This is a genomic window from Tahibacter sp., from assembly GCF_032229445.1.
Taxonomy (GTDB): Bacteria; Pseudomonadota; Gammaproteobacteria; order Xanthomonadales; family Rhodanobacteraceae; genus Tahibacter.
This window is the reverse complement of the sequence record NZ_JAVTWC010000108.1, coordinates 21,922-34,275: the sequence shown is the minus strand read 5'-3', so window position 1 is coordinate 34,275 and position 12,354 is coordinate 21,922. Positions and strand designations below refer to the sequence as shown.

Here is a 12,354-nt window from a genome sequence, read left to right as displayed (position 1 = left end):
CCGGGCTGGACTACTCTCCAGCTGGAGGGCTGCGCCTACCACGGCGCACTTCAGAACTTCCTTAGGGCCGGGTTCAGCCCGCGTGGACCAGCAGCTGCTTGGCCAGCGCTCCCTGCAGCTTGCCGATGCCGCGCGCCAGATGCATGAAGGCGAACAGGATCACGATGCCGAGCACGACCTGCAGCGGCTGCAGCCACAGCGGCGCCATCCACACGTCGTCGTTGATGTTGATCAGGCCGATACCGCTGAGCAAGTAGACGATCGGGTTGAGCGCAAGTGCCAGCCCCACGCTGACGCAGGTCACCAGCAACGTGAAGTAGAAGATGCCCAGCGGCAGCATGATCACCATGTAGAACAGCGTGCCCCAGGTGCGCGGGTCGGCGAAAAGCTGTTTTACCCGTTCCAGCAGCGGCTGGTGCCGTGGCGGATACGTCGGCCGCCGCGGCATGCGCTCGCCGAGCATGACTTCGACGATGCGTCCTTCGACGAGGCTCAGCGCGCGGACCGTCGCCAGGAACAGTACCGTCAGCGGCAGGCCGATGATGAGGATCATCAGGCTGAAAGACAGCGACACGCCGGTCACGGCCCAGGTGAAATAGAAGATGCCGGTCGGCAGGGCGAGCAGCATGTAGAACATCGAGGCCCAGGCGCGCGGGTCCACCGCGACGCCGAAGAAGCGAGCCAGCGCCGACGCCGGCCGCGGCTGCCGCGGCGGCCGCAGCGCGCGGTTCACCACGACTTCCTTGTCGCGGTAGATCTCGGCCACTTCGTCCGGTGCGCCGTAGCTGTTGGCGATGCGCGCCAGCAATTCCGCCGGTGCCACGCCGGGGTTCTCGGCGAACTCCGAACGCAGGTGATCCTCGGCGTCGTAGAGCGCGTCCTGGATCAGGGCCAGATCCTCGCCGCGCAGCGCATCGCGCAACTGGTCCAGGTACTCGTCAATAGTGCGCGGTGTTGGCCGGTTCATAGGTTCTGCCCCTCGATGACGGTGTCGACAAAATCGCGCGTGGCGGACCACGCCGCCTCCCATTCGCGCAAGACGGCGCGGCCCAGTTCAGTGGCCCGGTAATAGCGCCGCGGCGGTCCGGCCACGGACGGCTCGACTTCGCTGTCGAGCAGCCCGGCGGCGCAGAGATTGCGCAGCACCGGATACAGCGCGCTCTGCTTGCCGATCAGCACGCCGTCGCCGTCCTTCTCGAGCTGCTTGGCGATCTGGTAGCCGTACAGCGGCTCCGCGGAGCGCGCGAGCACCGCGAGCAGTACCAGCGACACCGTGCCGGCACTGAGTTCGCGCTCGAACTTCTTGCGGTGGGTGTCGGTAGCGTCCATCAATCGCTCACTGAACCATAGGCGTGAGTCAACGATAGTGTGAATCTAACACTAGTGTATCGGCCGGAAGTCACGCCAAGCCTGCCGATCGCCTGCGGTGACTTACTCCGGTATCGATTCGGGCGACGCGGACTGCGCCACCAGCGCCCGCTTCTGCGCCGCCGGCAAGCGCTTGATGCGCAGTTCCTCGCGCAGCGCGCTGGACCTGTCGGCCATCGCGAACACCGCCAGCAAGCGCTGCGGCGGCCGTGAACGCGTATAGCGCGCGCCCTTGCCCGCCGCGTGCGCGGCATAGCGCGCCGCGACATCGACGGCGATGCCGGTGTAGATGCTGCCGTCTCGGCATTCGATCAGATAGACGTACCAAGCCATGCCTTCCCCACAGCCCGCATTCGGTCCCGGGTCGTCAGCACATTGCCACAACTCGCCCCGAAGCCCGTCAGGCCCGGGCACGAATCTGTCCACCAGCCGACAACGGCCTACCCCACTGGAGACGCACCGTGAAGACAGTCCTGACCCTGCTTGCCATCGCCCTGTTCCTGAGCACCGGTTCGGCCTGGGCACGCAAGCCCTGCGAGGAGCTGCGCCAGGAAATCGCCGCCGGCCTCGACGCCAAGGGCGTGCGGAACTACAGCCTCAACGTCGTCGCCAAGGACGCCGACGACGCCCGCAAGACCGTCGGCACCTGCAACGGCGGCAGCGAACGCATCGTCTATGAACGCGCGCAGCCGGCGGCCACCACGGTCGCCAAGCGCTGAAACCCCGGATCCTCCGTTGCCGGCGTAACCGGGAGGTCGCGCCGGCTTTTTTATTCTCGCTGCCGCCGCATGCACTGATACGCGCTGCGTGATCGCAGGGACAGGCGCATCAGTTCGGGCGCCGCAAGCTACTCGGATTGCCCACATGCGGAGCGCGGCGTCACGCCGCACGATAATTGTCCACTTCGCGATAACTTCGCGCATACAGCCCGAACATCAGCGCCGCGATCAGCGCGAACGCGGCGAAGAAGAACATCTGGAACGCGGTCACGCTGAAGCCGGTCGAGGAAATCGAATCGGTGACCGCGGAATTGCGCACGGCGAGGTTGGCGAGCAGCACCCAGAGATTGCCGACCGTCGTCGTCAGGTTCCAGAAGCTCATGACCACGCCCTTCATCGCCGACGGCGCCTGGCTGTAGGCAAATTCGAGTCCGGTCGCCGACACCAGCACTTCACCGAAGGTCAGCAGCGCATAGGGCAGCACTTGCCAGACGATGGACATCGGGCTTCCGCCGTCCATGACGACCTGGATACCGCCGATCACGATCCAGGCCAGGCCGCTGAAAGCGATGCCGGCGGTCATGCGGCGCAGCGCGGTCGCCTCCCAGCCGATGCGGCGCAGCCACGGATACAGCACGAGGTTGTTGAACGGGATCAGGATCATCACCAGCGCCGGATTCAGTGCCTGCATCTGTGAGGAGACGAACCAGTCGGGCTTGGTCATCGCATTGCCCTGGATGACCCAGGTCGACGCCTTCTGGTCGAACAGCGAGAAGAACGGTGTGACCAGCGCGAAGATCACGAGCACCCGCAGCACGCTACGCGCGCCGTCGACGGCGATGTCCGAATGCACGCCACGCGCGCGCTCCAGTTGCAACCAGGCGCCGCCGCCGATCCCGGCGAGCAGCGAGACCAGCGCGAGACAGATCGCGATCACCACGCCGAGCTTGGCCGCGAACACGAGCGCGGTCAGCGCGAGCACTGCGCCGACGATCGCCACGATGAGGCCGGGGCGGCTCTCGCCGCCGCGGCGTGTGAGCAGGGCCGTGCGCAGCACGCGATAGAACGAATCCGGATCGGCCTTCGTCGCCGGCGGCACCATGATGTACTGGCGCCGGCCGAGCCACAGCACGACAGTCGCGATCAGCATCAGCACGCCGGGAATCCCGAACGCCACGCGCGGGCCGTAGTTCTTGAGGAACAGCGGCATCAGCAGGGACGCAAACAGCGAGCCGAAGTTGATGATCCAGTAGAAGCCGTCGAACACGATCTTCGCCAGATGCTTGTTCGACTGCGTGAACTGATCGCCGACGAACGACGCGACCAGGGGCTTGATGCCCCCCGAGCCGAGCGCGATCAGTCCCAGGCCGAGGAAGAAGCCGAGGCGGCTGTCGACGAAGACGGCCAGGCTGAACTGGCCGATGCAGTAGATCAGGCTGAACCAGAGGATGGTGTTGTATTTGCCGAAGAAGCGGTCGGCGAGATAGCCGCCAAGCAGCGGAAAGAAATACACGCCGATCATGAACGTGTGCATCAGGTCCTTGGCCGCGAGCTCGCGCTCGGGACCGGCCATGATGTGCTGCAGCAGCAGCGACGTGATCAGGAACTGCACCAGGATGTTGCGCATGCCGTAGAAGCTGAAGCGCTCGCAGCCTTCGTTGCCGATGATGTAGGGAATCTGCCGTGGCATGCGGCCGCCCGCGGGTGGAGTGGTCGCTGTCGTCGTTGGCATGGGCACGCTCCGTAGTTTTCGCAGTTCGTCGATGTCAGGCCGCGGCGGCCTTGGCCTTGAGTTCGTCGCTCAGCGGTTTGCCGAGCCAGTTGTCGAGCACGCCCCGCAGCGCGTAGATCACCGGCGTCAGCGCGACTGCAGCACATACTTTGTATACATAATTGACCGTGGCCACCGCGAGCCAGAGACTGATGGACCATTGCTGCGGACCGATCACGAACGCGATATACAGCACGATCAGGCTGTCGAATAGCTGCGACACCAGGGTCGAGCCGGTCGCGCGCAGCCAGATATGACGGTCGCCGGTGCGCTTGCGGATCGCGTGGAAGATGCCGACATCGACGAGCTGGCCGACGAGGAAGGCCGTGACCGAGCCCCCGATGGTCCACAGGCCCTGGCCGAAGATCTGCGCGAATGCGGCCTGCATGTCCGGCACGCCCTGCGCCTGGCCGACCTTGACCCACCAGCCCGCCGGCGCCAGCGCGATCGCGGCGAACGCGAACACAAAGGCGTACAGGATCAGGAACACCGCGAGCCAGGAAATCATGCGCACGCCGCGGCGGCCGAAGTACTCGTTGATGACGTCGGTCATGACGAACACGACCGGCCAGAGCAGCGTGCCGGCGGTGAAGCTCAGCGAACCGGTCTGGCCGTACAGGTTCCAGTTGAACGGCTGCACGCCGAGCGTGTCTTCAAGCGCGAAGATCTTGACGCCGATGAGTTCGGCCAGGATCGCGTTGGCGACGAACACCACGGCGAGGATCAGGAAGAGCTTTTGCCCTTTGTTGCTGAATTCCACGGTTCCCCCTTCGTGCGCGTGGTGATCAGAGCTGCTCGCGATAGCCATCGGCGTGACGCTGCGCAAGCACCTGCCAGGATCCGGCCGTCGCATGCAGCACCAGGCAGCTTGGCCCACCGCCGGTACGCTCGCGGCCTGCGGCGCCCGGGTTCAGCACCCAGGGCAACGCGTCGGTATCGATCTGCAGCCGATGACTATGCCCGTAAACAATGGCGCGCGCAGCCGGATACGCACTACGCAGCGCCGCATGGCGCCCGCGCGCGGGCCAGCGGTCGCCGTGCACGACGACGAGGCGTCCACCGGGCAGGTCGAGCCCGGCCTGCAGCGGCAGCGTTGCCAGACGGTCGTGCTGCAGCGCCGGCCATTTCCCGACGCTGTCGTTGTTGCCGCGCACGGCGAGCACGTTGCCGCCGAGCGCGTCGAGCACTTCCGCATTGCCGACGTCGCCGCCGTGCACCACGGCATCACAGTCGCGCGCGAGCGCGGCAATGCGCGCGTCGACCCGGCCATGCGTGTCGGACACGATCAGCACGCGCACGCGCGGCGGCGGATCAGTGTGCGCTGCCCTTGTACTTCTTCTCTCCGGCGTCGATGCGCAGGTTCACGCGGTTCTCCGGCGGCGCGAGCGGACAGGTCGCGTATGGCGTGAACGCGCACGGCGGGTTATAGGCCTTGTTGAAATCCAGCACGATCTTGCCGTTGACCGGCATGTCGGCGTAGAGGAAGCGCCCCGCGCCGTAGGTTTCCTTGCCGGTGGTCTTGTCGGCGAAGATCAGGAACAGCTGCTTGGCGTCGGCGGTTTCCAGCACCGGCTGCACTTCGTAGGTCTTGCCGCCGCGCTCGAACACGGCCTTGCCGGGAACCTTGTATTTTTCCACCGTGCCCAGCACCGTCGGCACATCCAGCGTCTTTGGCGGATCGAACGCTTCCCACTTGGCTTCGACGCGCCACTTTTCGGCGATCTCGAAGTAATCCAGGCCCAGGAAATTCTTGCGTGTCGGCGCCTCGATGTCCTTCACGCGCAGGCCTTTCTTGCCGTCGCGGTCGATCACGTAGAACGAGGTGGTGCCGAAGGCGACCTTGGTCGGCCGCTCGCTGCGGTCGTCCCGCAGTACGGCATTCTTGTTCCGGTCGCTGGTGCCGACGATGGCAATCGCGCCGGGCTCCAGCGTGAAGGTCACCTCGCCGCCGGCGAGCGTGGCCGTCCCGAGCTTGGCCGGCGCGCTGGCGATGAGCACATCGCTGCCCTTGGCGCTGCCGACGCTGTTGTCACCGTCCTTGAGCCAGTGCAGTCCGACCAGGCTGAGCCAGCCGCTCTCGGCCTTGAGCCGGTCCAACCGCTCGCTACGCCAGATCCTGACCTCGACCGAATGCCGGTCTTCGACCGACAGGTTCTCCAGCACGATGCCGGTGGGGCTCAGGGCTGCCAAGGCTGCGGCAAACAATAGCGACATTGCGAAATCCTCTTTGTTGACAGTCAGCGACCGCGCAGGAACAGGCGGTCGAGTTCAGTGATGGACAGCTGCACCCAGGTCGGCCGGCCGTGATTGCACTGGCCGGAACGCTCGGTCGCTTCCATGTCGCGCAGCAGCGCGTTCATCTCGGGCAGGCTCAGACGCCGGTTGGCGCGTACCGAACCATGGCAGGCCATGGTCGACAGCACGTCATTGCCGGCCTCCTCGACACGGCGGGAATTACCCTGCGACATCAGATCGCCTATGACATCGCGAATCAGCTGCGTTGCATCGGCACCGTCGAGCAGTGTCGGCAGACGCTTGACCAACACGCTCTGCGGACCACTGCGCTGCAGCTCGAAACCCAGTTCGGCGAAGCGTGCGGCCTGGTCCTCGACGCAGCCCGCCTCGCGCTCGCTGACACTGATCGCCAGCGGCACCAGTAGCAATTGCGCGCGTATGCCCTGCCCAGCGTGCGCGGTCTTGAGGCGTTCGTAAGTGATGCGTTCGTGCGCGGCGTGCATGTCGACGAGGATCAGACCGTGGGCGTTCTGCGCCAGCACGTAGATGCCGTGCAACTGCGCCAACGCATAGCCCAGCGGCGGCGGCGCCTCGCCGGCCTCGGCCGCAGCGACGGATGCAGCAAACGCCGCATTGTCCATTGTCGATGCCGCGGGCAGCGCCGCCGCGCCCAAATCCGTACTCGCCGCCGCGCCAAAGGCCGGCGGCGTGCCGCCGAGCAGTGCTGCGTAGTCGGCCAGCGGTTCGCGCGCGCCGAGTCCGAGCGAACTCTGTCCACGCCAGTTGCCGTAGCTATAGGCCGCAGCCTGTGGCAATGCCGCGGCCGCGACCGACGGCGCGACGCCGGCCCGCGTCTCCGCCAGCGCCTCGTTCAAGGTGCGATACAGGAAATCATGCACCAGACGCGATTCGCGAAAACGCACCTCGTGCTTGGCCGGGTGCACATTGACGTCGACGCCGAGCGGATCGAGTTCGAGGAACAGCACGAACGCCGGATGACGTCCGTGGAACAGCACGTCCGCATAGGCCTGCCGCACGGCATGCGCGACGACCTTGTCGCGCACGAGCCGGCCGTTGACATAGAAGTATTGCTGATCGGCCTGCGCGCGCGACGCGGTCGGCAGGCCGACCCAGCCGCTCAGGCGCATGCCGGCGCCTTCATGTTCGATGCGCAGGCTCTGCTGCAGGAACTCCTCGCCGAGCAGATCGCCGACGCGCGCAGCCACGGTGGCGGCGTCGGGGGCCTGGCGCAGCAGGCGCAAGGGCTTGCCGTTGTTGCTGAGGCGGAACTCGACGCCGGTGTGTACCAGCGCGAGCGAGGCGATGAGCTCGTCGATGCGTCCGAACTCGGTGCGCTCGGCACGCAGGAACTTGCGTCGCGCCGGCACGTTGTAGAACAGGTCGCGCACTTCGATCGTGGTGCCGACAGGATGCTGCGCCGGCCGTGGCGGCTGCGGCCTGCCGCCATCGACGTCGATGCGCAATGCGTGCGCCTGAGCGGCCGGCCTGGAGGTCAGTGCGAAGCGCGAAATCGACGCGATGCTCGGCAGCGCCTCGCCGCGAAAACCCAGCGTCGCCACGCGTTCCAGGTCGTCGAAGCTCGCGATCTTGCTTGTCGCGTGCGCGCTGATCGCGAGCGGCAGGTCGTCGGCGTCGATGCCGCCGCCGTCGTCGCGCACCCGGATCAGGCGTGCGCCGCCGTCCTCGATGTCGATCTCGATGCGCCCGGCGCCGGCATCGAGGCTGTTCTCGACCAGTTCCTTGACGACCGAGGCCGGCCGTTCGATGACTTCGCCGGCGGCGATCTGGTTGACGAGTTCGACGGGGAGCTGGCGGATGCGCGGCATAAGCCGCCGATCATAGCGGAAGGGCTGCACCCGGTAACGGCGCGACGGGCAATGGGCGGGTGCTTCCGCTCAGCGCTTCAGCGGCGGCAGCTTGTCCAGCGCGATGGCGAGATCCTCGGCCAACGGCGCCGAGAACGCATACGACTTGCCGCCGAGTTCGAAGCCAAAATGCTTGGCATGCAGGAACAGGCGGCGCACGCCGAACGGACGCAGGGATTTGTTGAAGCCCGCGTCGCCGTACTTCTCGTCGCCGGCGATCGGGTGGCCCAGATGAAGGCTGTGCACGCGGATCTGATGAGTGCGGCCGGTTTCCAGTGTCGCCTCGACCAGACTGGCCGGAGCGTACAGCTCGAGGGTCCTGAAATGGGTCAGCGACGGCTTTCCGTCGTCGTCGACACGCACCATGCGCTCGCCGCCCTGCAGGATGGACTTGCGCAGCGGCGCGTTCACGCTGATCGCAGCGCGCGGCAGCTTGCCCTGCAGCAGGCACAGATACTGCTTGGTCGTGCGGTTTTCGCGGATCTGTTCCTGCAGGCCGGTCAGCGCGGCGCGGCGCCGGGCCAGCACGAGCACGCCGCTGGTGTCGCGATCCAGCCGGTGGACGAGCTCGATGGTGTCCTTGGGGCGAAGCGCCCTCAGCAGTTCGATCGCGCCGTGGCTGACGCCGGAGCCGCCGTGGGCGGCGATGCCGGCCGGCTTGGACAGGACAAGGAAGTCCTTGTCCTCGTAGATGATCGCGCTGCCGATGCGATCGGTCAGGCCGCGCGCGGGCGCCACGACTTCGCCGGGCTCGGCCACGCGTACCGGCGGAATGCGGACTTCGTCGCCACCGGCGACCCGGCTGTCGGGCTTGGCGCGCTTGCCGTTCAGACGCACCTGCCCGGTGCGCAAGATGCGGTAGATCAGGCTCTTCGGCACGCCCTTGAGCTGACCGGTGAGGAAATTGTCGATGCGCTGGCCGTCGCGGTCGTCCGCGACGCGGACCAGTCTCACGCCTGCGCCCGTGTCTGGGGAGTTGCCCGAAGTTCGCGTCACGATTGAAAAAATCTGCTGTCAGCTGGTAGACTTGGGCCGCACTTCGCGTCAATGAACGAGGTACTAACCATCGTTCGGCGATGCACCTACCCGTTGACTGTACTGTCGGCCCCGCAGGATTCCTGACCGGAACCTGTGAGGCGACCGGCGGCATCGTAACGGATCGGTTCGGAGATTGCCCGCAGCGCGGCAAGCGCCGCGGAGGGTTTCCGGTCGTGCATGCAATACTTTTCGTGCCGCTGCGATGCAAGTCGTGACGGACCAGAACAACACCGCGCTCCCGGCGATGGCCGCGAGAGTGCGCAACCAGGACGGCGCCGGACCGGCGCACTGCGCCACCGTCGTCCGCCGACCGGCATTCATGCCGGTCTTTCCGTACGCAGCTGCCGCTGCGTAACGCAGGGATCTTTCCTGCGAGGTATGCGCCTCCGCGTCCTAAGGCGGTAGAGCGCATTACGGAATCACTACAATGAAACGCATGTTGATCAACGCGACTCAGCGTGAAGAGTTGCGTGTGGCCATCGTGGACGGCCAGAACCTGTTCGATCTCGATATCGAAATCCCGTCCAAGGAACAGAAGAAGGCCAATATCTACAAAGGCCGCATCACGCGGGTCGAACCCTCGCTCGAAGCCTGTTTCGTCGAATACGGCGGCGAGCGCCACGGCTTCCTGCCGCTGAAGGAAATCTCGCGCGACTTCTTTACGCCGGGCGTGGACCACAACCGCGCCGGCATTCGCGAACTCATCAAGGAAGGCCAGGACATCGTCGTCCAGGTCGAGAAAGAAGAACGCGGTAACAAGGGCGCAGCCCTGACCACGTTCATCTCGCTCGCCGGCCGCTACATGGTGCTGATGCCGAACAACCCGCGTGCGGGCGGTGTCTCGCGCCGCATCGAGGGCGAGGATCGCGCCAACCTCAAAGAGGTCATGGATCACCTCAACTGCCCCGACGACATGGGGCTGATCATCCGCACGGCCGGCATGGGCCGTGACGCCGAAGAACTGCAGTGGGATCTCGATTACCTGCTGCAGCTGTGGAAGGCGATCTCGGAAGCGGCGACGTCGCGCCCGGGTCCGTTCCTGATCTACCAGGAATCCAAGCTCATCATCCGCGCGCTGCGCGACTACCTGCGCAACGACGTCGGCGAGATCCTCATCGATCACGAAGACCTGTTCCAGGACGCGCGCGACTTCGTGCAGCAGGTCATGCCGAACAACCTGCGCAAGCTGAAGCTCTACAAGGACACGACCCCGCTGTTCTCGCGCTTCCAGATCGAGACCCAGATCGAGAACGCGTTCGAACGCACGGTGCGCCTGCCCTCGGGCGGCTCCATCGTCATCGACCAGACTGAAGCCCTGACCGCGATCGACATCAACTCGGCCAAGGCGACCAAGGGCAGCGACATCGAGGAAACCGCGTTCAACACGAACCGCGAGGCCGCGATCGAGATCGCGCGCCAGCTGCGTATTCGCGACGCCGGTGGACTGATCGTCATCGACTTCATCGACATGGACAGCCCGCGCCATCAGCGTGAAGTCGAGGAAACGCTCAAGGATGCGCTCAAGCTCGACCGCGCGCGCGTCCAGCTGGGCCGCATCTCGCGCTTTGGTCTCATGGAGATGTCGCGCCAGCGCCTGCGCCCGAGCCTCGGCGAATCGACCCAGATCGTCTGCCCGCGCTGCACTGGCCACGGCCGCATCCGCAGCATCGAATCGCTGTCGCTGTCGGCGCTGCGTCTGGTCGAAGAACACGCGATGAAGGACAACACCGGACAGGTGCTGGTACAGGCACCGTCGGACGTCGCCAACTTCCTGCTCAACGAAAAGCGCCGGCAGGTCACCGAGATCGAGCAGCGGCACGACGTCGCGGTGATCATCGTCGCGGACGAAAAGCTCGAAACGCCGCACCTGGAAATCCAGCGCATCAAGAGCGCGGACATCGGCGAAGCGCCGCGTCCGAGCTACGACCGCCTGACCCCGATTGTGGTGACACCGCCGCCCCAGGTAGCCCAGCCCAGCGAAGAACCCGAACGTCCCGCGGTCAGCCGCGTGGTGCCGGCGAGCCCCGCGCCGCTGCGTCCCGACAGCGAAGAACCGGTTGCGACGCCGACACCCGCACCGACTGCCGCTCCGGCTCCGGCTCCGACGCCCGTGGCTTCCCGCTCGTACACGCACACGGCGCCGAGCCAGGGCTTCTGGTCGCGCATGATGGCCTTCTTCAAGGGCGCCGAATCGTCCGCCCCAGCACCGTCGGCAACCGTACAGCCGGTCAAGCCGGCGCGTCCGGCTGCCTCGCCGCAACGTGGCGACCGCGATCGTGACCAGCGTCGTGGCGGACGTGATCGCGACCAGCGCGGATCGCGCGGCGAACAGCAGGGCCGTGGCGGCCGTGATGGCACGCGCGATGGCGCCAAACGTCCAGAGCAGGCCAAGCCCGCCCAAGGCGGCCAGCAGCCGCGCGCCGAAAAGGACAAGGACCCACGCCAGACTGCCGCAAGCGGCGGCACGCCGAACAAGCAGGACCGGCCCGAGCGCCAGGACAAGCGCAACGCTGGCGAGAGCCGCGGCGGTGGCCGTCCGCAGGAATCGCGCATCGACGCCAAGCTCGCGGAAGCCCGCGAACCGGCAGCAGCCAAGCCCGCTGAGACGCGTACCGCGGCGAGCGCCGACGCACGCCAGTCCGAGACGCGCAGCGAACCGCGCCTGCCAACACAGCCAACGGACGTAACCGCCGACTACAAGGACGCGGCCGCGCTACCGGCAGGGACGGGCGAAACGACCGCCGACACGGCCGTCGCGCACCCAGGCGAGGGTGAAGTCGCTCCGGGTGTGGTTGCCGATGAGAACGGCCGTGAAGGCGGCCGCCGCCGCCGCGGCCGTCGTGGTGGCCGTCGTCGTCGTCGCAACGAAGGTGGTGCTACCGGTGCCGAAGACGGTACCGAAGCGGACTTCGAGGACGAGGATCAGGACGGTGCCGCGGAAGGCGTCGACGCCTCGGCAATGGACGAAGCGACGGCCGCAAAACCAGCCGGCAGCGATGACAACAAGCGTGATGACAGCAAACCGCGCGATGTCGCGTCGCGCGACGGCAAGCCGCGTAGCGAGAAGCCTCGTGACGAGAAGCCGCGATCCACTGCTCCACGCGTGACCGAAGCCGCCGCCTCGGCCGTGCCGAGCAGCGCTGAGCCGGTAACATCGGCGCCAGCTTCCCCGACGCTGGCGGAGTCTTCGAAGACTGAGGCGGATGCTCCGACGGCTTCGGTTCCGGTGGCTTCGGTTCCGGTGGCTTCGGTTCCGGTGGCTTCGGTTCCGGTGGCTTCGGTTCCGGTGGCTTCGGCTCCGGTGGCTTCGGCTCCGGTGGCTTCGGCTCCGGTGGCT

11 protein-coding genes are annotated in these 12,354 nt (G+C 66.4%); 2 read left to right on the top strand and 9 right to left on the bottom strand.

Features of this window, described 5'->3' with window-relative positions:
- Nucleotides 1–73 precede the first annotated feature (73 nt).
- The 3 genes from RUU78_RS19575 to RUU78_RS19565 all read right to left on the bottom strand — a co-directional run bounded on the left by RUU78_RS19575 (nt 74) and on the right by RUU78_RS19565 (nt 1,701).
- Nucleotides 74–967: a sensor domain-containing protein gene (locus RUU78_RS19575; RefSeq protein WP_313919313.1), complete on the bottom strand. Its 894-nt coding sequence runs from the start codon at nt 965–967 to the stop codon at nt 74–76.
- Nucleotides 964–1,329, bottom strand: coding sequence for a PadR family transcriptional regulator (locus RUU78_RS19570; protein WP_313919311.1), 366 nt, complete (start codon nt 1,327–1,329; stop codon nt 964–966). The genes RUU78_RS19575 and RUU78_RS19570 overlap by 4 nt, the downstream gene beginning before the upstream one ends.
- A 102-nt stretch (nt 1,330–1,431) precedes the next feature.
- Complete coding sequence (locus RUU78_RS19565; RefSeq protein ID WP_313919309.1) at nt 1,432–1,701, bottom strand: GIY-YIG nuclease family protein; 270 nt, start codon at nt 1,699–1,701, stop codon at nt 1,432–1,434.
- A 128-nt stretch (nt 1,702–1,829) separates the two neighbouring features.
- Between RUU78_RS19565 and RUU78_RS19560 the strand changes: the two genes are divergently transcribed.
- Nucleotides 1,830–2,087 carry a DUF1161 domain-containing protein gene (locus RUU78_RS19560; RefSeq protein ID WP_313919307.1) on the top strand — a complete coding sequence of 86 codons (258 nt, stop codon included), beginning with the start codon at nt 1,830–1,832 and terminating at the stop codon, nt 2,085–2,087.
- Nucleotides 2,088–2,247: 160 nt separating this feature from the next.
- Here RUU78_RS19560 and RUU78_RS19555 read toward each other — a convergent pair whose 3' ends face one another.
- The 6 genes from RUU78_RS19555 to RUU78_RS19530 all read right to left on the bottom strand — a co-directional run bounded on the left by RUU78_RS19555 (nt 2,248) and on the right by RUU78_RS19530 (nt 8,978).
- Entirely contained in the window at nt 2,248–3,819 is a 1,572-nt protein-coding gene (locus RUU78_RS19555; RefSeq protein WP_313919306.1) for an oligopeptide:H+ symporter, read from the bottom strand.
- Nucleotides 3,820–3,853: 34 nt separating this feature from the next.
- On the bottom strand, nt 3,854–4,618 hold the full coding sequence (locus tag RUU78_RS19550) for a queuosine precursor transporter (protein ID WP_313919304.1): 765 nt from the start codon (nt 4,616–4,618) through the stop codon (nt 3,854–3,856).
- Between the two features lie 25 nt (nt 4,619–4,643).
- A complete protein-coding gene (locus RUU78_RS19545; protein WP_313919303.1) occupies nt 4,644–5,156 on the bottom strand; it encodes a metallophosphoesterase family protein in 513 nt (170 codons plus the stop codon).
- 13 nt (nt 5,157–5,169) lie between these two features.
- Nucleotides 5,170–6,072, bottom strand: coding sequence for a DUF1684 domain-containing protein (locus tag RUU78_RS19540; protein WP_313919302.1), 903 nt, complete (start codon nt 6,070–6,072; stop codon nt 5,170–5,172).
- A gap of 23 nt (nt 6,073–6,095) precedes the next feature.
- Nucleotides 6,096–7,940, bottom strand: a complete 1,845-nt coding sequence (gene mutL / locus RUU78_RS19535; RefSeq protein WP_313919301.1) for a DNA mismatch repair endonuclease MutL — start codon at nt 7,938–7,940, stop codon at nt 6,096–6,098.
- Nucleotides 7,941–8,009: 69 nt separating this feature from the next.
- Nucleotides 8,010–8,978: an RluA family pseudouridine synthase gene (locus RUU78_RS19530; protein ID WP_313919314.1), complete on the bottom strand. Its 969-nt coding sequence runs from the start codon at nt 8,976–8,978 to the stop codon at nt 8,010–8,012.
- A 466-nt stretch (nt 8,979–9,444) separates the two neighbouring features.
- Between RUU78_RS19530 and RUU78_RS19525 the strand changes: the two genes are divergently transcribed.
- Nucleotides 9,445–12,354, top strand: a 2,910-nt coding sequence (locus tag RUU78_RS19525) for an Rne/Rng family ribonuclease (RefSeq protein WP_313919300.1), incomplete at its 3' end; no start/stop codon positions are given.